The following is a 23,886-nucleotide window of genomic DNA, read 5'->3' on the forward strand; positions in this document are numbered from 1 at the left end:
ATAGTGCATTCGTCTTACTATACTAGAGCCTAGTTAACGGTCTTTAGGGTCAAACGCATCACGTAAGCCATCACCGATAAAGTTAAAGCAGAACAAGGTTACTACCAAAAATACCGAGGGAATTAATATCTGCCACGGTGCAACCTGCATGGTCTGTGAGCCTTCTTGCAATAAGGCACCCCAACTGGTCATGGGCTCTTGCACCCCTAAGCCTAAGAAGCTTAAGAATGACTCAAATAAGATCATACTTGGTACCAACAGTGAGGCATAAACCACTACCACACCCAGTACGTTTGGCACAATATGACGCATAATAATATTAAAGCCAGAGACACCGCCGACATGCGCCGCTTCAATAAATTCTTTACTCTTCAAACTTAAGGTTTGACCACGCACGATACGTGCCACATCAAGCCATGACACCAAGCCAATGGCCACGAAAATTAGCATCAAGTTACGACCAAAAATGGTCACCAATAAAATCACGAAGAACATAAAGGGAAAGGCGTTTAAAATCTCCAAAAAGCGCATCATAACGGCATCAATTTTACCGCCCAAATAGCCAGAAGTCGCGCCGTAAACGGTACCGAAGATAACCGCCACCGTTGCACCGGCAATACCAACAAGCAGCGAGATACGCCCACCAATGGCAGTACGTACTAGCAAATCACGCCCGAGCGAATCAGTACCGAAGTAATGCTTATTATCAAAGGACGGTGCCCCCTGCATATAGCCCCAATCGGTTTCGGCATACCCAAAAGGCGCGAACATTGGTAAGAAAATTACAAATAACGTCACCAAAAATAAGATGACCAAACTGGCGATGGCGGCTTTGTTTTTATAAAAACGGCGCCACGCATCTTGCCATAAGCTACGTCCCTTTACAGTCGGGGCGGTAGGCGCTACTGAATCAATGGGCTTATCAGTGATTACACTCATAGTCATCCTTGTTACTTGTCTTTGAATAGCGTCAACGTTATTTAAACAGTAAGATTATCTGACTTATACCTGTTAAATCACGTCGACTATCGCTGGCTATAATGAATTATTAGGTATGTATTCATATGATTTTTGAGTCATAAACGCTCTAAATAACCACTACCTAATATTTAATTTGTGGGTCAATAACGGCATATAAAATATCGACAATGGCGTTAAAGGCAATGGTTAATACGCCCACCAAAATGGTTAAGCTAAGCACCATGCCATAGTCGCGGTTAAGCGCACCATTGACGAATAACTGACCGATACCGGGCAGACCAAAAATGGTCTCAATGACGATAGAGCCGGTAATAATACCCACAAACGCAGGGCCTAAATAAGAAATAACAGGCAGTAGCGCCGGACGCAGTGCGTGCTTGAGCACGATGCGCTTCATCGGCAAGCCTTTGGCGCGCGCAGTACGGATATATTGACTGTTCATCACCTCAATCATCGAGCCACGCATAATACGAGCGATACTGGCAACATAAGCCAAGGCCAGCGCAGTCACTGGAAGGATTAAATTCTGTACTGCCCCATCGTTCCAACCACCCCCTGGTAGCCACTTTAAGGTAATGGCAAAGATTAGCACCAATAACGGGGCTTTCACAAAGCTTGGAATCACCACACCAATGTTGGCAAATGCCATCACGATATAGTCAATCCAAGAGTTCTGCTTGAGCGCCGCCACAATACCAAATATCAGCCCAAGTACCACGGCTAAGATAAAGGCGTATAAACCCAGCTCAACCGAAACAGGCACGGCTTGCGCCAGCAGCTCATTAACGGTGTAATCTTTGTATTTAAAAGACGGACCGAAGTCGCCGACCGCAATTTGCTTTAGATAATTGACGTACTGTAGCCACATCGGATCGTTCAAATGGTATTTGGCTTCAATATTTGCCATGACCGCAGGTGAAAAACTGCGCTCACCACTAAACGGGCTGCCTGGGGCCAGCCGCATCATAAAAAACGACACGGTAATGAGGATAAACATGGTTGGGATGGCTTCTAATAGCCGCCGAAATATAAGCTTTAGCATAAACCCTCTGTTATCAGTAACGCTATGATCAAAGTGGCCTAATACAGTTACTCTCTATGGATAAAGCAACATGCCTGCCTTGATCATATCTAATGAGATTCGGTCAATAAGTAAAATCGATATTTAGGGCGTGTGGAACATTCGCAAATTAGCATTGCTGATAGCTAAAATTGTTTCAGACTAGGCGTAAACCGTAGTTAATGTCTAGACCTTGACTAGGTTTGCAACAACGTCTGGGGCGATTTTAGCATCAGCCTCACTCGAGCACAGCTCTCGCCTTGCGAACGGGCAAAGCAGTGCTTTGCTTAATCCGTTCTCAGGGGCGGGACTCTTTTTTACCAATATATTGCGAAATTGTCTAACTTAGAATGACTAAGCGTCAAAAATTTCACTGCATATTGACTAAAAAATAGTCGCCGCCAGTGCCATGGTCGAATGTTCCACACGCCCTAATAAAGTCGATTCAATAAAGCCAATAAGTACTGCCTGTTCTATATAAATGCTGCCGTTCAAATGTCTTTAATGCTTAGCAATCGCCAAGTCTTTGGCCTGCCACACATCTAATGGATCATTTTCTGGGAACCCAACCACATACGGCTTAACCAAACGTACGCCCACATAATGGAACATGTTTAGGTTTGGCATATCGGCATCGAGCTGAGCCTCTGCTTGCTGATATAAATTCGCACGCTCTTTAGCACTAACGCCATCAACCAAGGTTTGATTCATAATCTTATCAAACGCTGGGCTTGAGTATTTGCCGTGGTTGTTGGTGTTGTCTGTTTTGAGCGTATTTAGGAAAGAAGACGGCTCATTATAATCACCGCACCAGCTTGAACGGGCAATATCATAATTACCATTACGTCGGGTATCTAGATAAGTTTTCCACTCTTGATTGACCAAGGTGACATTCACTGTGTCCTCGCCTAGCGCTTGTTTCATTAATGAGCTAAACGCCACTGCAATCTTTTTGTGATTGTCACTGGTGTTATATAACAGCTCAAATTTGAGCGGATGAGTGGGATTGTAACCAGCCTCATCAAGTAGCTTTTTGGCCTCCTCGATACGCTGCTCTTTACTCCACTGTTGCCACTTCGGTGCAAAATTCTTCATGCCATTGGTGGTTAGCGGCGTCAATTGATATGCCGGCTGTTGCCCCTGCCCCATGATTTTGGTGGCGATAATATCACGGTCTAATGCCAAAGCTAGCGCACGGCGTACGCTGGCATCATCAAAGGGCGGTTTGACCGTATTGTATTTGTAATAATAAGTGCACAGTCTTGGCGCCACACGCAGCTCATCACCGAGCTCGTCTTTGAGCATATCAAATTGCTCAGGCGGCACCTCAGCGCTGACATCTACCTCGCCTGCACGATAACGTGCGACATCCGTGGTTGGAGACGACAACGGCAGCAGTGTTACTTTTTCGATATGGGTATTGATATCATCAAAATAACTTGAGTTGCGCGCGAGCACAATTTTGTCATTCACCAGCCACTCCCTTAAGGTGTACGGGCCATTGACCACGATGTGTTCAGGCGTGGTCCATTTATCACCAAATTCGTCGATGGCTTTTTGTGGTACTGGCTTGGTCGAGGTGTGAATCAGCATATCTGGGAAATAAGGCACCGCTTCGGTCAAGGTTATTTGCAGCGTCTTATCATCAAGCGCTTTAATACCCAATGTCTCCACAGCCGCATCACCAGCCATAATCGCTTCGGCACCGGCTACTTTAGCATCAACCAAATAACTGGCATAAGGCGCTGCTGTCTCAGGATTAATCAGACGTTGCCAGCTATACACAAAGTCTTCTGCGGTTACTGGATCGCCATTTGACCACTTGGCATCACGTAGCTTAAAGGTCCAAACCTTATTGTCATCACTCTCCCAACTCTCCGCCATGCCCGGCACGGTTTTGCCATCACGGTCGGTATCTACCAGACCAGTGAACAGTTGACGAATGATATTACCTTCGGGCACAGCGGAGACTTTGTGCGGATCGATAGATTCCGGTTCGGCGGTATTATTAATCACGATATCTTGCGCATCTGCCAATAGTGCCTTATCGATAGACTCGGTATTATCATTGGCTTGTTCAGTATTGGCATTGTTATCACAGCCCACAAGGCCAATGCACAACGCAGTCGCTACCGCTAATGGCAATCGGCCCATCCAGAGTGTACGCGCAAATTTACTCATAATGTCATCGCTTATATTAATACCCAATAAAGCGGTGACATTCACCGCTCTGTCCTTTTATGTAAACCAATCTAGCCACTTATGGCTAACCAAACCACCTATTTAGATGAAGACCTAGTGCTTGGCGATAGAAACATCTTTAATCTGCCAATTGCTTAACGGGTCTTGAATAGGGAAGTCAATCACGTAAGGCTTAACCATACTTAGCTTCACAATATGGAACACGTTAAGCTGCGGCATATCCTCATCGAGCTGAGCTTCGGCTTGACGATATAATTCCCCACGCTGCTGAGGGGTTACGCCTTCTTTAAGCGTTTGCTCCATGATGCTATCGAACTTGGGACTCGAATAACCGCCCCAATTATTACTATTGCCGGTCTTAGCAATGTTCAAGAAAGTCGATGGCTCATTATAATCGCCACACCAAGTGTAACGTGCCAGCTGATAATTACCATTGCGGAAAGTGTCCAAAAAGGTTTTCCACTCTTTGTTAATCAGATTGACATCCACAAAGCCGACCGCCTCTTTGAGTAGTGAGCTGGTCGCCACAGCCAGTTTTTTATTGCCCTCGTTGGTGTTGTATAGCAGCTCAAACTCAAGTGGTTTTGATTCACTATACCCTGCATCATTCAGCAGCTTCTTGGCCTCGGCAATGCGCTTCTCTTTACTCCAACCTTGCCACTCTGGTGTAAAAGGCGTCATGCCTTGAATAGAGGTCGGCGTGTATTGATATGCTGGCATTTGGCCCTGTCCCATCACCTTTTCAGTAATGGTGTCACGATCTAGCGCAAGCGCGAGTGCACGGCGCACACGCACGTCATCAAACGGCGGCTTATTGTTATTATATTGATAATAAAAACTACATAGGCTAGGAGACACTTGGATTTGATCACCTAGCTCCGCCTTTAGAGAGTCAAATTGCTCGGTCGGCATACCACCACCGATATCAATCTCACCGGCTTTATAACGGGCAACATTGGTAGTCTCTGACTCGATAGGCAATATAGTAACGGTATTGATGGTGGTGTTGGCATCATCGTAATACGACGGATTACGCTGCAATACGATTTTGTCATTCACTTGCCATTCGCTGATTTTATAAGGTCCATTAACCACGATATTGGCAGGGTCTGTCCATTTTGAGCCGAACTTCTCAACCGTCGCCGGATGTACTGGCGAGGTTGAGGTATGAATCAGCATATCGACAAAATAAGGGACTGGCTCGGTTAAGCGGACCTCAAGGGTTTTGTCGTCAATTGCGCTTACCCCAAGCATCTCAGGAGACTGCTCACCATTGATAATCGCCTCTGCCCCAACTACCTTGGCATCCGCTAAGTAACTGCCATAAGGTGAGGCTGTATTGGGATCAACCACACGGCGCAGACTATAGACAAAGTCTTCGGCAGTGACAGGGTCGCCATTGGACCATTTGGCATCACGTATTTTAAAAGTCCAAACCTTATTATCCGGACTATCCCAACTCTCCGCCATCGCCGGAATGGTTTTACCCTCGGCATCGGTTGTCACTAGCCCAACCAGCTGTTGGCGAATGATATTGGCCTCAGGAAGCCCTGAGATTTTATGTGGATCAAGTGATTCAGGCTCAGTGCCATTATTAATCACAATCTCTTGTTTTTCAGCCAACACACTGGGGTCAATATTGGCCGAATCATTGGCATTACCAGCAGACTTATCACCACATCCTGCCAGCATAAGCGCTGCAGTCAGTGCTGCTGCTAACGGCAATTTATTAAACGTCGTCGTTAAGGGTTTTAGCATGCCCATATCCTTATAAGCGATAAAATTGGACGTTCTTTGCAATGAGCCAAACGAGACTCTTTATGTCTCTACTTTTTAATTAACAAAAGGCCAGTCAAATAGAAATAGGTCAAGTATAAAGCAGGACGGATCAGATTGATTAGCATTGTACGATTCATCTGACCCTGCCTTGCTTTACACGCCTATCACGCCCCTCTTGCCAAGCACTATCTAATGTTTGGCAATTTTTAGATCTTTACCTTGCCAGTTATCTAAAGCGTCCTTAGTTGGGAAGCCGATAACGTATGGCTTGATAAGACGTGGGCTTACATAATGGTAAATATTGAGCAATGGCATATCTGCATCAAGCTGTTCTTCAGCTTGCTTGTACAGTTGAGCACGCTGCTCAGGACTGACGCCTGCTTTTAAGGTTTGGGTCATGATGCTATCAAACCTAGGGCTTGAGTATTTACCATGGTTATTACTGTTGCCAGATTTGACAATATTTAGGAAAGTGGAAGGCTCATTATAGTCGCCACACCAGCCCGCGCGCGATATATCATAGTTGCCATTGCGGCGAGTGTCCAAATAGGTTTTCCATTCTTTATTAACCAAGTTGACATCGACAAAGTCTAGCGACTGCTTCCACAGCGAGCTGGCAGCAACGGCAATCTTTTTATGGTTGTCATTGGTGTTATACAGTAGCTCAAACTTTAGAGGATTGTTTTGGTTATAGCCGGCTTCATTAAGCAGTTTTTTGGCTTCCTCAACCCGCTTTTCCTGACTCCAGCTTTGCCATTCTGGTTTATTATTTTCCATCGCATTAGTCGATACTGGCGTAAACTGATAGGCGGGTGTTTGACCTTGACCAATAACTTTATCGGTAATGGTGTCACGGTCTAGCGCCAAGGCTAGCGCACGACGGACACGAACATCATCAAACGGTGGTTTGACGGTATTAAACTCATAATAGTACGTACATAGCATGGGTGACACTTGTAGCTGATCGCCCAACTGCTCTTTTAATGAGGCGAACTGCTCAGGCGGGATTTCGTTATAAGTGACATCGATCTCACCTGACTGATAGCGTGCCACATCCGTGGTACTTGACGGAATGGCTAATAAGGTAATTTTATCTAGGGTCGTATTGGCATTGTCATAGTAGCTGTCGTTGCGCGTTAATACGATTTTGTCATTTACCTGCCATTCACTGATTTTATAAGGCCCATTGACCACAATATTGGCAGGGTCAGTCCACTTATCACCAAATTGTTGCACTGCTTTAGGATTGACGGGCTTAACAGAGGTGTGAATAAGGGTATCTGGGAAATAAGGCACAGGCTCTGATAACGTGATCTGTAGCGTTTTATCATCTATCGCTTTCACACCCAAAGTATCTGGCTTGGCGTTACCATCAATAATATCTTGTGCCCCCACTACCTTGGCATCTGCTAAGTAGCTGGCATAAGGTGAGGCGGTATTGGGATCTAGCACTCGGCGCATACTGTAAACAAAGTCTTCGGCCGTTACTGGATCGCCATTTGACCACTTAGCATCACGAATTTTAAAGGTCCAAACTTTATTATCAGGGCTATCCCATCTCTCCGCCATACCCGGAATGGTTTTACCCTCAGCATCTGTCGTGGTCAACCCTACCAACATCTGACGCAGAATATTGGCTTCGGGCACCCCTGATACTTTGTGCGGATCCAACGACTCTGGTTCAGCGCCGTTATTAATGACCATCTCTTGTTTGTCAGCCATCACATTGGGGTCAATATTAGCTGAGCCACTGGTACTAGCTGACTTATCACCACAACCAACCAGTGCCAATGCTAGCGCTAGAGTGGTGGGAACAAAAACGGCGTTAAATAGTGAGGTTGGTTTGTGCATGATGACATCCTTTTGGCTATGGCTAGAAAATAGTTCTCAGGAACTATCGTAATCAATTAACGATTTCAGCGTTACAGCAAATCCAATCAAGTAAACACAAGTAAACGAACACAGTCGTTACATTGAGTATTAAATTTGATATCGAGTTTACTATTTATTACAGGTGGTTAAAATAATAGTGACTATCTATTGTAGGCATATTAATAAAAAAAATATATAACGTTGTCAATAAATTTTAATAGTTTTATGTTATAGACAAAGCTTTTAACCTTCAGTACAGGCATTATAGTCATGGTCAGATAAATAAAAATTAGCTAAAGTTATACTGATAACGAGAATGATGCTCTGTTAGGATTAGTAGTGTGGTTTAAAAACCAAACAAACGCTTTGGTATAAATAGCCATAGCCACCTATTTGTGATAAACCCGTTCATGCTAAATCCCATTCATGCGAAATAAGGAACGTATCATGCGTAGTGCGTCTTATCATACTTTTGGCAAACCCTCCAAGGTTTTAACAGTCATCGATACACCGATGCCAGAACCTGGCCCAGATGAGATACGCGTCAAAACCATATTGGCTACTATTCATAATCATGATTTAGCCACTATCAAAGGTCAATATGGCGATAAGCCTACCTTACCGGCCATTGCAGGTAGTGAAGCATTAGGTGTGGTTGATGCGGTTGGTGAAAATGTAGAAGGATTTGCCGTCGGAGACCGAGTTGCTGCCGCCAGTGTTCATGGAACATGGGCTGAGTACTTTACCGCCCCAGCTAAGATGGTGTTTGCTATTCCGGAGAAGCTTGAAGATGAAATAGCCGCTCAGCTGATCGCTATGCCACTAAGTGCCTTGATGCTACTTGAGTTTATGCAGTTACAACCGGGTCAGTGGGCTATTTTAAATGCGGCCAACGGTGCTGTGGGTAAATCCTTTGCGATGCTGGCGGCGGCCCGTGGTATCCATACCATTAGCTTGGTGCGCCGTGCTGAAGCTGCGCGAGAGCTTAATGAACTAGGGATTAAGCATGCGATTGATACCTCAAATCCTAACTGGAAGGATCAAGTACGCAACATCGTAGGCGAGTCACAAATTAGTGCTGCAGCCGACTCTTTAGGGGGTAGTGCCAGTAATGAATTGTTATCCGTATTGGGTCATGGCGGCACGTTAGTCTCATTTGGGGTTATGGCAGGTGAGCCCATGATGATAGACCCAGGTCCATTTATCTTTAAACAAGCGGTTATTAAAGGGTTTTGGGGCAGTAAAACCAGTCGTGAAATGAATCTTGAAAATAAACGACGTTTAATAAACGAGCTGGTTGAGCGTGCCGAGAGCAACCAGCTCATTCTTCCTGTCGAAGCTATTTATGACTTAGAGGATGTTAAAGAAGCGGTGTCGGATGAGCTGCAAAATGGTAAAAACGGCAAAGTATTATTAAAACTCTAAACAGGTGCCGTCTGACAAAGCAGGCAAAGTACTGAGTAACGGGTTCAAGAGACTAATAAGGACGTTTACAACATGGATTTATTGGATAGAATTCGAGCCGATTACAGACAGAGTAAAGCGATATTTTGGTTAAAGTTTATCATCATCATAGTGATACTCTATTGTAGTTTTCAGCTGCTATTTATTATGATAGCGGACTTTAGTGGTAGTGAGTTCACTTCTACCGTCACTTTATATCCTTTCTTTATCGTCCTACTTACAGGCTTTATATATCTGATTCGGTTGTATCAAATATCGTTTGATACACAGAACCCAAGATTTAAACCCTTGCGAACAAGTGCCCTCGCTAACTTTGCTTTATCGGCACTACTGTTTTTAACTTACTTCATTTCCAACTCTTTTTAACCCCCTCGGCATAAGAATTAAAAAAGCACCCACTTGGGTGCTTTTTGGGTTTCAATGCAAGACAAGAAACTGCTCACACTCATATCGCTAGGCGTTGCATAGTCACCATGACTCATCCTAATAAATGCTATTATGCAACTTAAATTAAATTAGAAATAATAACAACTAATACGATAGGATGTGCCTACTATGCCCTCGAGAGTAACTTCTACTCACCCTTCTACCTCCTCTGCCGGCTCCCAGTCTACTCCGCAGCCTAGCCGTCAAACTTGGTTAGCATTTTTTGATAAATCACTGCTCATTATTGGCGCTATCGCCGTGATATTGGCCTTGGTGTTTTTTATTGCCTACAACTGGTCTGATATGGGCAAAATGGGTAAGTTTGCTTTGGTTGAAGTGGCATTAATTGCCAGTATCGTAGGCTATAGTTTCCTTGCTTACAAGCGCCGTTACAAGTTTGCGCAACAACTGTTGCTATTTATAGCCAGTGTTGCTACTGGCAGTTTATTGGCTTTATTTGGACAGGTTTATCAAACAGGGGCTGACACTTGGCAACTATTTTTTAATTGGGCACTGTTTATCACCCCTTGGGTACTTATTGCCCGTATGCCCTCGCTTTGGCTACTTTGGCTCGGTCTTCTCAACTTGGTTTTAATGTTATCAGCTAATACCGCTGGATTTTGGTTTGCCACGCATGGTTTTGTAGGTCTTGATATAGAGACGGTTTGGCTCATAATGTCTGCATTTTTAAACATGGCAGCGCTTGCTTTATGGCTCGCATTTATGCCCAATCGAGCTCAAGCTGACTCAATAAATGCTGAACACAGTGCATCGCACAATGCCGATCATAAAGCCGAGCAACCAGCGCTCAATCAATCTGTTCCTGAACATAAAGATATTGAGCAAGACATGCGACTTCATAATCGTCTACTCAATACAGAGTATCATTGGAGCACGTATGTTGTTGGCGCCGTTGCTACTTTTTATGCCACTCGTTTGGGCATGTTTATTGTCTTAGACTACGGTGATATTGTCTCAAACATCGTGACCCTATTACTTTGGGCAGGCTTTGTCAGATATATGTATTGGCGCTTTAGGGTTAAGCACATTGACATCTTAATGCTCACCTACTTATGTGGTTCAATCGTTAGTGTGGTCATGGTGTGGGCGTCAGACCTACTTTTGAGAGACTTCGATGCTTTTGGAATTATGTTATTAGCCATATTATTGACTGGTATTAGCGCCACAGCGGTAACTTGGCTTCGGTCAGTAATTAAAATAAAAAATAAATCATTAGAAAATTACCATTCACAACCGCCTTCTGATGCAGTGGCTACTGCTCCCACGACTTATACAGAGATAGACAACGATGATGCGACTCCCTGGTATCTGCATCTATTTTTAGGGCTTAGCGGTCTGATATCAGGCGGTTTAATCATTGGAGTAATCGTTTTATTATTTAATGATCTTCTAGATAGCCCTATCGCCCAAGCCATTATTGGCTTTGTGTTGTTGGCTATTGCTATCATTACATTCAAACAAAACCCTCAGTATCACAATCAACTAGAACGCCACACTCCAAACCAAGACCCTACTCAGCCCCACCATCAGTCAAGCAATCAGTCAAGCAAAACGTTTGTACAAAGCATCGCTTACTCTTTTAGCATAGCGGGTCAATTGTTTTTGGGCTACGCCATTTTTAATGCCTTGGACACCGAGCCTTTAAGAGCGGTTACGTTTTTAAGCTTACAGCTCCTGCTGTATGTCATCGTTCGCGACTTTTTACACCGTCTCTATAACTCGGTAAACGCACTGGGGTGTGTCATATGGCTACTTGCCTACTATAATGCCCCAGAAACTTCCGCAGCCCTTTTAGCACTCGTTTTGTGTGTCTTTAGCTTACAATCTACTGAATTTTTGCAGTTTGTTTCTCCCGCCAAACGTAGCCGAGCATTGGCATTATTAAAGCCTTTGGGTTACGCCAGTATGCTGTTATTGCTCGTCATTTCAGTGCTGTTTATTTCTGCTGAATACAGCCCTGATATTGTCAACACAGCCAATGGGTTTTATTACCACTACCCTCTAGCCCAAGGGCTGCTTATAGCTGTCAGCCTGTATGCCACCCATATTTTGTTGCGCCGTTATCACAGTGGTTTAAATTCTAGAACGGGCATCATTATTGCCAGTGCAGTCGTTGTATTAGGCATATTGTCGGTCTATGTTTCAGGACTACTGTCAACGTGCCTGGTGATTGTGATTGCTATGGCAAATCAGCAAAAACGAATCATGGCATTGGCACTAGTTGCCTTAGTGGGCTACGTCTTTTGGTATTACTACCAGCTGGATACCACACTGCTGGTCAAGTCTTTATCAATGCTAAGCGTTGGTATCGCGGTGCTGCTGATACGTTGGCTATTGGTTAGTAAATATTTTGCTAAACATACGGGTTTAACGCCTTCAATCATTCAAGATGCCAGTCAAGAAAGCAGTCAACAATCTAGCCAAGCAAATGACCAACTAACCACTCACACTCCGAGCAACGATAAGGAGCAGGGATAATGAATACGAGCTTATTAAACACCGTCTATCGCCTAGCTAAACAACAACTGTCTCCAATAATTAAAGTTGGTATCGCTCTGCTAACCTTGATAGCCATTTTAGTAATCATGAACGTTACGATTAAAAAATACGAAACGCATCTAACAACAGGCACTCCTATATTGCTAGAGATGGCTCCGGTTGACCCTAGAGGGCTGATGCAAGGCGATTATATGGCACTTCATTTTGCGCTTGCCGATGACATTACTGAGGCGTTAAAAGAAATACGAAAGAATCGTGATGATAATGAAAAGAGAGTCCGAACCTATTGGCGCAACAGTGATGGTGTTGCCATTGTCAAAATGGATGACAGTAACGTCGCCCATTTTGAACGCTTGGTACCCTTTGAATCAGTGAGCACCTTTGATAAGTCTCGCCTTGCATCTGATGAGATGGCTATCCACTTTCGAGTTCGCAGTGGCAACGTAAAACTTGCGACCAATGCTTTTTTCTTCCAAGAAGGTCATGCAAAAGACTACGAGTCTGCTGAATATGGTCTGTTTCGGATGAACGAGCAAGGTGAGCCGTTGTTAGCCGATATGGTCGATAGCGAGTTTGAAGTGATTGAGGGTGGTAAGTTCGAAAGTGATGAGGATAAAAGTAGTGACGGCAACTTGTAATATTAAATCTTGATTATGTATAAGAAAATAGTGCATAGTTAAAACTACTTCAAATAACAAGGAATAAGTTATGGGTGTTTCTATTTATTACACAGCAGAACGTGATACTAAGTTAACAGAAGATGAACAGTCTAAAATAGATGCCATCATCAATCAGTATAATAACGAATTTGAATATGCTGACGATACTGAAACCTTCGAGCCGTATGAATACGATATGGAAGAGCCTCACGAGATTTTATCCGGTTCAGTAAAAATATCTTTGCTTGATGATATTCACGCAATATTGTATTCCATTGACCACTGGCTTGCCTGCTTATCTGAAATACGTCATGTGATTAAGGATGCCACATGGCATGTCCACCTTGATGATAGTGACGCTATATGGGATGGTGAACGATGGCTGATGTCGGAATAATTTTGACACTGAGTAAGCTTTAAAAGTGTGCGTTTATTTCGCTACGATAGGTATTGTTATGTTAACCTTGGCCAAATGTATAGAAAAGGCCTAGGGTTCAGACAAGATTATACCAAGGCCGTTGCGTGGTATAGCAAAGCCGCTAACCAAGGTAATGCGGCTGCTCAAAATAATCTAGGTGTGATGTATGAAAATGGTCTAGGCCTACGACAAAGTTATAGTATGGCTAAAGAATGGTTTGGCAAGGCATGTGATAACAGCAGTCAAAAGGGTTGCGATAACTATAAACGCTTAAATACTAGCGGGTTTTAGACTATATATAGTGATTTTGAAAAAGTCTATTAAAATCAAAAAAGCACCCAAGTGGGTGCTTTGATATAAACTGTATAGGAAATCAAATAGGCGTCTAGTACAAGGAATACAAGCGCAGATTGCACATCAAGTGCATTAAGCGAGTCTGACGCAGTAATAGGCGTATATTTGGTTTACTAACCTACTCCCACTCAATCGTCGCCGGCGGCTTACTCGACACATCATAGGTCACACGCGATACTTCCGCAATTTCATTCATAATACGGTTACTTACGGTCTCAATCAGTTCATACGGCAGATGCGCAAAACGAGCTGTCATAAAGTCGATGGTTTCAACTGCTCTAAGCGCAATGACCCACGCATAGCGGCGACCATCACCGACCACGCCAACAGATTTCACTGGAGTGAATACCGCAAATGCTTGAGCGGTCTTCTCATACCAACCAGAGCGCTCAAGCTCTTGCATAAAGATGGCATCGGCTTGACGCAGGATATCGGCGTATTCCTTTTTGACTTCGCCCAAGATGCGCACGCCTAAACCTGGACCTGGGAACGGATGACGATAAATCATCTTGTGCGGTAAGCCCAAGGCATTACCCAACTTGCGTACTTCATCTTTGAACAAGTCACGTAATGGCTCAACCAATTCAAACTGTAAATCTTCTGGCAGACCGCCCACGTTATGGTGGCTCTTAATCACGTGTGCTTTGCCTTGGTGCGACTTGGCAGATTCGATGACATCTGGGTAAATCGTACCTTGTGCTAAGAATTCAACGGGCTTACCGTCGCTGCCCTGACTGATGTCACGCGCGGCATCAGAGAAGACATCGATGAAAGTTTTACCAATAATTTTACGTTTGACTTCAGGGTCTGCCTCGCCTGCTAGTGCGTCCAAGAAACGGTCTTCGGCATCAACACGTACCACTTTAACGCCCATGTTTTCAGCAAATACTTGCATCACTTGGTCGCCTTCGTGCAGACGTAATAGACCGTTATCGACGAACACACAGGTAAGCTGTTTGCCAATGGCTTTGTGTAATAATGCTGCAACCACTGAGCTGTCCACACCGCCTGATAAGCCTAATAAAACTTGCTTGTCTCCAATCTGTTCTTTGATCTGCTCAACACGCATATCGATGATGTTGTCTGGTGTCCAGTCGCCAGCGCAGCCGCACACTTGATGCACAAAGCGTGATAGCAACACATCTCCTTGCAAGGTATGGGTCACTTCGGGGTGGAACTGTAGACCGTAGTATTTTTTGTCCTCATTAACCATTACTGCGATTGGGCAGCTTGGCGTGCTGGCAATCACATCGAACCCTTTTGGGGCTTCAACCACTTTGTCGCCATGACTCATCCAAACGTCAAGGCGGCGCTCTTTTTCATCGGCAATGCCTTCAAGTAGCGCACTGGTGCCAGTCACATCAATGGTCGCTGCGCCAAATTCATGTACGTCACTGGCTTGAACTTTGCCACCAAAGTGATCGGCCATGGCCTGCATACCGTAGCAAATACCTAACATAGGCACTTCTAAATCAAATAGAGCCTGATTGATTCTTGGACTATTGGCATCGTGCACGCTTTCTGGGCCGCCCGATAAGATAACGCCTTTAGCACCAAATTCTTTGATACGGTCGGCATCGATGTCATAAGGATACATCTCACAAAACACCCCAGACTCACGCACACGACGGGCGATAAGCTGGCTGTACTGCGAGCCAAAATCGATAATTAAAATACGGTCTTGTTTGATAGCGGGTGTGGCTGTGGTCATAATGTCATCCGATTTTTGGGTGGGTGATGTCTTGAGTCGCTAGGGCATCATACGCCCTAATTATCTCTTGTTATCAGCAAAAATAATTTGGTGTCTATTTTAACAAGATTCTAGGTTATTATGGTGATTGTCTCAGCAACTTCACTAGCAAAATGCTAATTTATAGAGATTAATGTCTATTTTAGGACATATTGCACAGCGCTTATGCCCTGCTGCAGCCAATAATAAATAACACCTACATGCTTATAGGACCGTGGTTATGAAAATAAAAGCTATTTTAATATTCTTTGTTGTCGTCTTTATTATTAATTATTTATTAAATATGATTTTGTCATTGGGCCAAGATTTGCCTTATATTTTTATATTGAGTATTGTCACTACGATTTTATTCTCATTTTTGATGATTATGCGCGGCAGATGGTCAAAATAAAGCAGCAGCCATACTGATTTATTAGATTAAAACCAAAACGAGTAACATACTCTTATCCCCCTCTGGCCTTCTTTGCCAGTTATCGAAACAGTCATACTGTCTTATTAGTCTCATTGACCCATCTCTGGATAATAACTGGCAATATGGCTGGTTATTCGCCAGAGCACATAGCGCATCATATTATTAAATCAATTGCTAAATCCACATTGACTGTTAAACTGAGTTTAACTTTATTCTCTAAAAACAAGCAGACAAGCGGTTATCCACTGACTTGCTGCGATTAGCTATCGCTGGAAAATATTATTTGTTCAATTATAGGAGATATTAGTGACTACCCCTGATGATAAAAAGAAGGGTCAACGACCCGTGCAGAATTCGGTTAGGTATACCAAGGAAACGAAGGAATACCTGCCAGACTTTATCAAAACCACCAATGCGCATCGCAAACCGCCTCGTCTCGGCACTTTTAAGGCTGATATGGAGATATCACAGCGCAGACCCGGTCACGTCCCCGATACCCGTATCGATAAATTCACCTTCGGTATGGTACTGGCGATTCTGTTTGCCATCTGTATCCCGCTTATTTTTTATCCAGAACAGGGTAAAGAATGGGTTGGCATAGCACGTAACTTTGTGACCATCAACTTCGGTTTTGCCTATCTTGCCTTTGGCGTATTGGCGATGATGTTTGTGATTTACATCATTTTCTCTGATATCGGAAAAATCAAACTGGGCCGTCCAGAGGACTCGCCAGAGTTCGGTGATGCCTCTTGGGCTGCCATGCTGTTTTGTGGTGGTATTGGCGCCAGTATCTTGTATTGGGGCTTGATTGAGTGGGCCTATTATTACCAAGGCCCTCCGTTTAATCTTGATGCGGGTACACCTGATGCTATCCGTTGGGCGACCACTTACGGTATCTTCCACTGGGGTCCGGTAGCTTGGGCGATTTATCTCGTACCTGCGGTACCAATTGCCTACTTCTACTATGTGCGTCAAACGCCAGTGCTTAAAGTTAGCCAGACTTTAATGCCGTTATTGGGCGAAAAATTAGCCAACAGTAACTGGGCAAAAATGCTCGACGTTCTGTTTGTATTCGGTATGGTCGGCGGCGGTGCAACCACTTTAGGTCTGGCCTCGCCACTGATTAACGAAGGTTTGTACAACCTATTTGGCTTACCGCGTAATATCACCATGCAGTTGGCTGTGTTATTTATCACCACCCTGATTTTCGCTTATAGTGCTTATCAAGGCTTAAAAGGGGGTATTCAAAAGTTATCGAATATCAACTTCTACCTTGCTATCGCCCTATTATTGTTTATTCTAATTGCCGGCCCAACGGTCTTTATCTTAAACACAGGTCTTGAAGCAATCGGCCGCTCGATTACCGAAATGCCGCGCATGATGACCTATATCGAACCGTTTAAAGACTTTGGTAGCCTTGGCTTTGAGCACACCACTTTCCCGCAAGATTGGACCGTGTTTTACTGGGCATGGTGGTTAGTATTTGCACCAACCATTGGTCTGTTTATTGCTAAGATTTCGCGTGGTCGTACCATCCAAAATATGGTCGTCGGCTCAATGTTCTACGGCTCTATGGGCTGTGCCATGTTTATGATTATCCTAGGTAACTATGGTCTGTATTTACAGATGTCAGGTATCGTTGATGTGATTGGTATCTTAAACAATGAATCAGCGACAGCAGCCATTTTTGCTATCTTAAACAGCTTACCGCTGTCTTATCTCGTTGTTGCCGTCTTTACCTTCTTAGCGGTTATCTTTACGGCCACGACCTTTGACTCTATCTCGTATATCTTAGCGTCAGTGGTACAAAAAGAAGTCGATGACGAACCACACCGCTGGAACCGTTTGTTCTGGGCATTTACCTTGTGTCTATTGCCTGCAATTTTAATGTTCTTAGGCGACCTACAAACGCTACAAACGGCGTCCATTGTCGCCGGTGCACCGCTGATTATTATCTTGTCGATGATGATGCTGTCACTGATTAAAGCCGCACGTTATGATCTTCATTATCAGCCAGATTACAACCTCAAGACCATTCATATTGAAGAGCTTGCTGACAGCGCACCTTGGGAAGAGGGCGTTACTTCTGAAGCGCCTGAAGGCTCAGTTCTGGCTCAGCAAGAAGAGTGGGGAAATATGATTGAAGATGAAGATGCCAAGATTGCTGAAGAAGAAAGGCTTGACACCCTTAATAAGCAAAATTTGGATAAATAATCTAGGGCGTGTCCTCTTTTTTGAAAATGATAATAAAAATAAGATAAATCGCAGTCAGACAAGGAAAATAATGCTGTAAATATCGAGATATTTACCCATTATTTGAGGCAGTATGGCAAGATTTAGCTATTTTTAGCCCATTTAAGTGTAATCGTACGAATTGAGGACACGCCCTAATTAAGCGCTTTTAATAAATACCTATCGTTTGAATGCAAAAGGGCTGAATTAATCATTTAATCCAGCCCTTTTGCGTTTTCAATTAAGTCGCAGTCGATTAAGTAGCTATTTAATTGCTATCTAAATTAATGACCCACTAGCGCTTGCTTCATTCGAGCCAGCCCTTCCTGTAATATCGACTGTGGACACGCCGCATTGATACGTAGTTTTAAATGCCCTTCTTGTCCATATTGAATGCCTGAGTTGAGCTCTACTTTGGACTCTCTTAACTGGTCATACAAGGCTTTATCATCATCGCCATACGCTGAGCAATCAAGCCAAATCAGATATGACGCTTCTGGACGCATTACTTTAATATCAGGCAAATGAGTGGCGAGATAATCAATGGTGAAATCGATATTTTTCTCGATATACGCCAGCGCTTGCTCAAGCCATTCACCGCCCTGCTCATAGGCACTTTGCATGGCTGCATAAGCAAATAAATTAAGCTCATATTCATCATTGAGCTTTTGTTGCTTCTGAATTTGAATATGTAGCGCCTTGTCTTTGACAAAGATCATCGAGCCTTTGATACCGGCCACATTAAAGGTCTTGGTCATCGAGGTTAGGCTCACCACCATATGCTGATAGTCATCCGCTAAGCTCAAAAGTGGCGTAAACTGATGTCCGCTTAACGTCAAATCTTGGTGAATCTCATCACTGACAATCGCCACTTGATACTTTTTACACAGCTCAAGAATCGATTTTAACTCATCTTTGGTCCACACGCGCCCGCCTGGATTGTGCGGATTACACAGCAAAAACACCTTTACTTTGTGCTTTTTAATTTTGGCTTCGATATCCGCTAAATCAAACTCGTAACGCCCATTCACTTCTTTTAATGCCGAGTTGATGACCTTACAGCCATTGAGTTTGGTCTTAATGACAAACGGCGCATATATAGGATCATTGATTAATACCGCATCACCTACTTCGGTGAACAAGTTCAGCATCAGTGACATACTGGGTATCACGCCCGGTGAAAACAGGATATCTTCTTTGCTTAGCGTCAGACCATAACGACTCTTGTGCCAATTAATAATGGCGTCATACAGCGCGTCAGTCTGCTTGGTATAACCCAACACGCCATGCTTAACAACCTGGCTAATGCTATCCAAAATAGGCTGCGCTGCCTTAAAATCCATATCCGCTACCCACAATGGAATGGTGTCATCTTCATAATGCCATTTAATTGAGCCGGTATTGCGTCTATCGATAATGTCATCAAAGTTGTATTGCATGGTGTGGTTCTCGTCTAAGGTGATTTAGGTTCTTTTATTTGAATATCAAAATTTCAAAGTGGTTGTTTTAAGTGCCTGATTTAATTGGCTGTCTTATGTATCAATTCGTTCAAGCTCAATGACTGCCTTATTACGATAGTATAAGTCATCACGCACACCAAAGCCCAATCGCTCCCAAAATGCGTTGCCAATCTCATTACGCTGAAAAATAAACAACCCAACTTTGCTAATGGACAATGCTTTCATTGCATTCATCACATGATTGACTAATGCCTCACCGATACCTTGATTGCGATAATCGACATTCACCGCAGTATGATAAATATAGCCGCGTCGCCCATCTTCTCCTGCGATAATCACACCGACGATTTGTTTACCCTTTTCATGCTCAACTTCTGCCACAAAGCTTAAGGTCGGATTGCGCTTAAGCATCCTTGCTATACCTTCTTTTGAATCATCAACATCATTTAAACCCATATTGGGCGTGTTTATCCATAACTGGTATACAGCCTCATAATCGTCGACGGTCATATGGCGGATGCTCATGGGATTGGCCTTGTTTGAAGATTATTATTAGATTTTAGAGTGATAGCCTATCCGTTAAGATAGGTTTAGATTGAGCTGGGCGCCTTTGTCATAAACTGCTGTTCGCTTTTACGCATCTCTTGTTTTAACCAGTTCATAAACAGCACTTTTCTTTTATCTTCATAAAAAGGTGAGTCTGATAATAGATAATAAGCAGAGCCGTCCGCAACAGGGGGTTGCACCCATTCTAAGAACTGATTAGACAGCTCTTTTTCTATCATATAAATAGATACAATAGCCGTACCCAAGCCTGCCAAACTGCCCTCAATACACAGATAAAAGTGCTCAAGTAGCAGATGTTTGTAAGCCAATAGTCTCTTGTCTAACAATTGAGCCTTTGTCATATGTTGCCATAGATTTGGCCTCGATGCAGACAGCAAAATGGTTTGGTTATCCTCAAGTCTAGAGTTACGCACCGCCACGATATATTCATCAATTACCTTTTCTTGATAAATATCATCACCCCATTCAAAGTCGTTTCGGCGTATCGCCAAATCAATCGACTTTTCTTTAAAATCAACCGCACCGCCACCCGTCAGTAATACAATCTCAAAGCCTAAATCTAATTGACCAAATTTGCTCAATCGAGGAATTAGCCACTTCATAGATAAGGTAGGTTCACACGACAGTACCAACTGTTTTTTCTGATTATTGTCAGGGTTTTGATGGCTTATTTCCATCAAACACGCATCCAAACGAGGGAAAATCTGCTGGCAACATGAAAACAGCTGTTGCCCCTCCTTAGTTAATCGAAATGATTTGTTCACTCTGTCAAATAGTGCGACGCCCAAGCTCTCTTCGAGGTTCTTCACCTGTTTGCTAACGGCGCCTTGAGTCACAAACAGCTTTTGAGAAGCGACCGTAACGCTCTCATAAGTGGCGACGAAATAGAAGAACTTTAAACCATTTAGTGAACACTTCTCTATCATTCCATAATCTCATAAATAATCATGCCAATTAATCCATTTTAGTTTATAGACAGCCGTGCCAAGATACAACGAATTAATCCATCATCTATTCTAAAAAGTAAAACAGGTGATCCTTATGACCGAATTTTATGCTGTCATTATTATTACAATTTTGGCGGTCATCAGCCCAGGCGCTGACTTTGCTATCGTCACCAAAAACAGCTACCTATACGGTCGCTCCGTTGGCGTATTAACGTCTATCGGTATTGCTCTTGGTGTATTGGTACACGTCACCTATACCTTGGTCGCAGTGACTGTGATCATGAAGGTTGCGCCCAATTTTTTGCTCATTATTAAATATCTAGGCGCGTTATATTTAATCTATATCGGCTATAAGACCTTTGTTCAGTTACCGGTTGTTGAGACAGCCAACTCACTACCTATCAAGCCGTGGCAAGCTTTACGCAATGGGTTCTTTACCAATGCACTTAATCCTAAGACGACCTTGTTTGTGATTAGCACTTATACTCAAATTGTGAGCGTCACCACACCCACCCTTGTATTAATTGGTTATGGTGCCTTTATGTCATTGATGCATTTTATTTGGTTTGCTTTGGTTGCACTGCTGTTTTCACAACAGCATTTAAGAGCCAAGATGCTAAGCCGTCAGGTGACCATCAATCGTGTGATTGGGATTATATTGGCATTATTGGGCGGGATATTGTTGTTTTCGAATATTGGGTAGGATATTAAAGTTAAGGTAGAAAATTCAAGGTTTTTAAGACTTCATATTAGATTTAGGTATCTAAATTCAGTGATTAGTCTAACAAGGTACTCTAATTAACTACTAAAATACTAGCTACATATCATATATAAACTTAATTTTAACTAACTACACCCATAGTTAATTTATAATTACCATCTATAAGTCCATAGCTTATAAATTCTGTAAATCCTAAGCCATACAAGTCCTTGAATAATACAGAGCGTAGGCTTACGTTAAGGCAACGACATCCAGAAAATTTTCGAGTTTTGTATAAAATGCAGGTTCAAGTCAATGCAGCGACACGTAGACTGGCGTTAGTGAATATAAAGGGCTTGCAGAACGTTTTGAGTAAAATTAACGCTCTTGACTACCTGAATTAATAAATCTTAGGTGTAGGCTTCAGATGATTCGCTGTTTCTAATAAACCAATTAATTCTTCTCTATAGCCTTCAGCATAAGGAATGACGTATATAGTATCGTTATGTTTTACACCTATATAATCATAATCGTATTTTTTACGAGGTTTAAAGCCAGGGATTTGTGAGACATACTTTAACTTCCGTTTATTCAATATAAGCGTGAATTTTTCAATTTCTACAATAGGTCCCCACTTTAATTTGATATTTAAACCATCGTCAAAGTTTAAACCTACCACTACTCTTTTCTTATCTACATAAAAAAATCGGTAGAATAGAGGTATTAATCCTAACAGTGCCATTAACCAATAAACTAAATAGTAACCAGAAATATCGATACCTAATACTGTTATTAAACCTTTACTTGATTTGAATAACATATATGTAAAGGTGAAAAGACCTGCTAAAAAAAATAGCATAGCCCAAATATTAATATAAAATCTAAAAACAACTTCATAGTTAATCAGATAACTATACTTTTCAAACTCATCATTTTTTGACAAATAAATCCCCCTAATAAATCTTAGGTGTTGGCTTCAATTGATTCGCTGTTTCTAATAAACCAATTAATTCTTCTCTATAGCCTTCAGCATAAGGAATGACGTATATAGTATCGTTATGTTTTACGCCTATATAATCATAATCGTATTTTTTATATGGCTTTAGACCTGGGATTTGTGAAACATACTTCAATTTTCTTTTGTTCAATATAAGCATGAATCTGTCAATTTCTATAATAGGTCCCCACTTTAATTTGACTGTTAAACCATCGTCAAAATTCAAGCCTACGATCACTCTCTTTTTATCTACATAGAAAAATCTATATATGACATATATAAAGCCTGCCATACCTATTAACCAATATATAAGATAGTAAGCCGATAAATTCATACCGAAAAATGAGAAAGACCATATATTAGATAAAAAAACTGCTCGAATGACTACAATTGAACAAATAAACATAAAAATCATAGTCAAGATATGTATATAAAATCTAAACTCAACTTCATAGTTAATCAAATAACTATACTTTTCAAACTCATCATTCTTTGACAAATAAATCTCCAAAATAGCGCATTAATTTATATTTAATGCGCTAACAAATCTTTCGAACCTAAAACCCATTCGTCATCTCCCAATACATCAACACCGCACTCATACTAAAAAACGAGCCGACAGTCGAGATAATCACAATCGCCGACACCCGATCGACCAAGCCATAATACTGACCAATAATGGCATACTCATGCCGCATTTATTGCCTATAGTCACGTCTTTCACCTTGAGCATAACGCACAAAGAACGTCATTAGCATCAAGACATACGTCATGCCGCCCCAAATCTTTAGACTCAATCCTAAGTCTGATAGCGCCATCATAGACAGGTTATGATCTAAAAAAAGATGCTTGATGGTAAGGCCAATATAAACCACCAACGCCACCATAAATCCGCGGTAATAGCAGGTAAGATAAGGATGCCCCTTAATACGCCAAGTTATGAGGTTAAATACGCCTTCAAGGACGACTGGACCGACTATTTCGAATACCACTCGTGCTAAAAATCGTACTGCATCATCTAACATTATTGCTACCTATCACTTTTGTCTATCTTGACCATAACCCTTGACCTAAACGCAGTGTTGC

At 42.6% G+C, this 23,886-nt stretch carries 20 protein-coding genes; 7 read left to right on the forward strand and 13 right to left on the reverse strand.

The features are described from left to right. Nucleotides 1-33: 33 nt before the first annotated feature. From oppC to AC2SLM_RS00560, 5 genes are all read right to left on the reverse strand, one after another. A complete protein-coding gene (oppC, locus tag AC2SLM_RS00540; protein ID WP_486551316.1) occupies nt 34-939 on the reverse strand; it encodes an oligopeptide ABC transporter permease OppC in 906 nt (301 codons plus the stop codon). 163 nt (nt 940-1,102) lie between these two features. Then, nucleotides 1,103-2,023, reverse strand: a complete 921-nt coding sequence (gene oppB / locus AC2SLM_RS00545) for an oligopeptide ABC transporter permease OppB (RefSeq protein ID WP_486539815.1) — start codon at nt 2,021-2,023, stop codon at nt 1,103-1,105. 519 nt (nt 2,024-2,542) lie between these two features. Continuing rightward, the gene (locus tag AC2SLM_RS00550; RefSeq protein ID WP_486551317.1) at nt 2,543-4,222 is read right to left on the reverse strand and encodes an ABC transporter substrate-binding protein; all 1,680 of its coding nucleotides are present in this window, start codon (nt 4,220-4,222) and stop codon (nt 2,543-2,545) included. A 114-nt stretch (nt 4,223-4,336) separates the two neighbouring features. After that, entirely contained in the window at nt 4,337-6,001 is a 1,665-nt protein-coding gene (locus AC2SLM_RS00555) for an ABC transporter substrate-binding protein (protein ID WP_486551319.1), read from the reverse strand. A gap of 210 nt (nt 6,002-6,211) precedes the next feature. Further along, nucleotides 6,212-7,873, reverse strand: coding sequence for an ABC transporter substrate-binding protein (locus tag AC2SLM_RS00560; RefSeq protein ID WP_486551320.1), 1,662 nt, complete (start codon nt 7,871-7,873; stop codon nt 6,212-6,214). 468 nt (nt 7,874-8,341) lie between these two features. Between AC2SLM_RS00560 and AC2SLM_RS00565 the strand changes: the two genes are divergently transcribed. From AC2SLM_RS00565 to AC2SLM_RS00585, 5 genes are all read left to right on the forward strand, one after another. After that, on the forward strand, nt 8,342-9,319 hold the full coding sequence (locus AC2SLM_RS00565; RefSeq protein WP_486551321.1) for a zinc-binding dehydrogenase: 978 nt from the start codon (nt 8,342-8,344) through the stop codon (nt 9,317-9,319). 594 nt (nt 9,320-9,913) lie between these two features. Then, complete coding sequence (locus AC2SLM_RS00570) at nt 9,914-12,283, forward strand: DUF4401 domain-containing protein (protein WP_486551322.1); 2,370 nt, start codon at nt 9,914-9,916, stop codon at nt 12,281-12,283. Continuing rightward, nucleotides 12,283-12,942, forward strand: coding sequence for a GDYXXLXY domain-containing protein (locus AC2SLM_RS00575; RefSeq protein WP_486551324.1), 660 nt, complete (start codon nt 12,283-12,285; stop codon nt 12,940-12,942). Before AC2SLM_RS00570 ends, AC2SLM_RS00575 begins: the two co-directional genes overlap by 1 nt. Nucleotides 12,943-13,012: 70 nt before the next feature. Then, the gene (locus AC2SLM_RS00580; protein ID WP_486551325.1) at nt 13,013-13,360 is read left to right on the forward strand and encodes a hypothetical protein; all 348 of its coding nucleotides are present in this window, start codon (nt 13,013-13,015) and stop codon (nt 13,358-13,360) included. Between the two features lie 27 nt (nt 13,361-13,387). Continuing rightward, nucleotides 13,388-13,672 carry a tetratricopeptide repeat protein gene (locus tag AC2SLM_RS00585; protein ID WP_486551326.1) on the forward strand — a complete coding sequence of 95 codons (285 nt, stop codon included), beginning with the start codon at nt 13,388-13,390 and terminating at the stop codon, nt 13,670-13,672. Nucleotides 13,673-13,853: 181 nt separating this feature from the next. Here the strand turns inward: AC2SLM_RS00585 and guaA are convergent, their stop codons facing one another. Then, the gene (gene guaA, locus AC2SLM_RS00590) at nt 13,854-15,446 is read right to left on the reverse strand and encodes a glutamine-hydrolyzing GMP synthase (protein WP_486551328.1); all 1,593 of its coding nucleotides are present in this window, start codon (nt 15,444-15,446) and stop codon (nt 13,854-13,856) included. Nucleotides 15,447-16,203: 757 nt separating this feature from the next. On the opposite strand from guaA, the gene AC2SLM_RS00595 reads away from it, so the two are divergent. Beyond that, nucleotides 16,204-18,111 carry a BCCT family transporter gene (locus AC2SLM_RS00595; RefSeq protein WP_486551329.1) on the forward strand — a complete coding sequence of 636 codons (1,908 nt, stop codon included), beginning with the start codon at nt 16,204-16,206 and terminating at the stop codon, nt 18,109-18,111. A 302-nt stretch (nt 18,112-18,413) separates the two neighbouring features. On the opposite strand, the gene AC2SLM_RS00600 is transcribed toward AC2SLM_RS00595, so the two are convergent. The 3 genes from AC2SLM_RS00600 to AC2SLM_RS00610 all read right to left on the reverse strand — a co-directional run bounded on the left by AC2SLM_RS00600 (nt 18,414) and on the right by AC2SLM_RS00610 (nt 21,082). Further along, nucleotides 18,414-19,568: a MalY/PatB family protein gene (locus AC2SLM_RS00600; protein ID WP_486551331.1), complete on the reverse strand. Its 1,155-nt coding sequence runs from the start codon at nt 19,566-19,568 to the stop codon at nt 18,414-18,416. Nucleotides 19,569-19,661: 93 nt separating this feature from the next. Further along, nucleotides 19,662-20,114, reverse strand: coding sequence for a GNAT family N-acetyltransferase (locus AC2SLM_RS00605; protein WP_486551333.1), 453 nt, complete (start codon nt 20,112-20,114; stop codon nt 19,662-19,664). 65 nt (nt 20,115-20,179) lie between these two features. After that, nucleotides 20,180-21,082: a LysR family transcriptional regulator gene (locus AC2SLM_RS00610; RefSeq protein WP_486551335.1), complete on the reverse strand. Its 903-nt coding sequence runs from the start codon at nt 21,080-21,082 to the stop codon at nt 20,180-20,182. A 115-nt stretch (nt 21,083-21,197) separates the two neighbouring features. Here AC2SLM_RS00610 and AC2SLM_RS00615 point away from each other — a divergent pair, with 115 nt between their 5' ends. Further along, a complete protein-coding gene (locus tag AC2SLM_RS00615; RefSeq protein ID WP_486551337.1) occupies nt 21,198-21,806 on the forward strand; it encodes a LysE family translocator in 609 nt (202 codons plus the stop codon). Between the two features lie 397 nt (nt 21,807-22,203). On the opposite strand, the gene AC2SLM_RS00620 is transcribed toward AC2SLM_RS00615, so the two are convergent. From AC2SLM_RS00620 to AC2SLM_RS00635, 4 genes are read right to left on the reverse strand one after another with little or no spacing between them, the layout of a single operon-like run. After that, a complete protein-coding gene (locus AC2SLM_RS00620) occupies nt 22,204-22,746 on the reverse strand; it encodes a hypothetical protein (protein WP_486551339.1) in 543 nt (180 codons plus the stop codon). A gap of 10 nt (nt 22,747-22,756) precedes the next feature. Further along, nucleotides 22,757-23,299 carry a hypothetical protein gene (locus AC2SLM_RS00625; RefSeq protein WP_486551341.1) on the reverse strand — a complete coding sequence of 181 codons (543 nt, stop codon included), beginning with the start codon at nt 23,297-23,299 and terminating at the stop codon, nt 22,757-22,759. 58 nt (nt 23,300-23,357) lie between these two features. Continuing rightward, a complete protein-coding gene (locus AC2SLM_RS00630) occupies nt 23,358-23,498 on the reverse strand; it encodes a hypothetical protein (protein WP_486551343.1) in 141 nt (46 codons plus the stop codon). Then, nucleotides 23,499-23,825: a hypothetical protein gene (locus tag AC2SLM_RS00635; RefSeq protein WP_486551345.1), complete on the reverse strand. Its 327-nt coding sequence runs from the start codon at nt 23,823-23,825 to the stop codon at nt 23,499-23,501. It lies immediately after the preceding gene. Nucleotides 23,826-23,886: the final 61 nt, after the last annotated feature.

Source organism: Psychrobacter sp. CX16 (genome assembly GCF_057396245.1).

Bases quoted from the DNA above. Each gene is read 5' to 3' on its own strand.
- oppC (WP_486551316.1), bottom strand. From the start codon at position 939: ATGAGTGTAATCACTGATAAGCCCATTGATTCAGTAGCGCCTACCGCC.
- oppB (WP_486539815.1), bottom strand. From the start codon at position 2,023: ATGCTAAAGCTTATATTTCGGCGGCTATTAGAAGCCATCCCAACCATG.
- AC2SLM_RS00550 (WP_486551317.1), bottom strand. From the start codon at position 4,222: ATGAGTAAATTTGCGCGTACACTCTGGATGGGCCGATTGCCATTAGCG.
- AC2SLM_RS00555 (WP_486551319.1), bottom strand. From the start codon at position 6,001: ATGCTAAAACCCTTAACGACGACGTTTAATAAATTGCCGTTAGCAGCA.
- AC2SLM_RS00560 (WP_486551320.1), bottom strand. From the start codon at position 7,873: ATGCACAAACCAACCTCACTATTTAACGCCGTTTTTGTTCCCACCACT.
- AC2SLM_RS00565 (WP_486551321.1), top strand. From the start codon at position 8,342: ATGCGTAGTGCGTCTTATCATACTTTTGGCAAACCCTCCAAGGTTTTA.
- AC2SLM_RS00570 (WP_486551322.1), top strand. From the start codon at position 9,914: ATGCCCTCGAGAGTAACTTCTACTCACCCTTCTACCTCCTCTGCCGGC.
- AC2SLM_RS00575 (WP_486551324.1), top strand. From the start codon at position 12,283: ATGAATACGAGCTTATTAAACACCGTCTATCGCCTAGCTAAACAACAA.
- AC2SLM_RS00580 (WP_486551325.1), top strand. From the start codon at position 13,013: ATGGGTGTTTCTATTTATTACACAGCAGAACGTGATACTAAGTTAACA.
- guaA (WP_486551328.1), bottom strand. From the start codon at position 15,446: ATGACCACAGCCACACCCGCTATCAAACAAGACCGTATTTTAATTATC.
- AC2SLM_RS00600 (WP_486551331.1), bottom strand. From the start codon at position 19,568: ATGCAATACAACTTTGATGACATTATCGATAGACGCAATACCGGCTCA.
- AC2SLM_RS00605 (WP_486551333.1), bottom strand. From the start codon at position 20,114: ATGAGCATCCGCCATATGACCGTCGACGATTATGAGGCTGTATACCAG.
- AC2SLM_RS00610 (WP_486551335.1), bottom strand. From the start codon at position 21,082: ATGATAGAGAAGTGTTCACTAAATGGTTTAAAGTTCTTCTATTTCGTC.
- AC2SLM_RS00615 (WP_486551337.1), top strand. From the start codon at position 21,198: ATGACCGAATTTTATGCTGTCATTATTATTACAATTTTGGCGGTCATC.
- AC2SLM_RS00630 (WP_486551343.1), bottom strand. From the start codon at position 23,498: ATGCGGCATGAGTATGCCATTATTGGTCAGTATTATGGCTTGGTCGAT.
- AC2SLM_RS00635 (WP_486551345.1), bottom strand. From the start codon at position 23,825: ATGTTAGATGATGCAGTACGATTTTTAGCACGAGTGGTATTCGAAATA.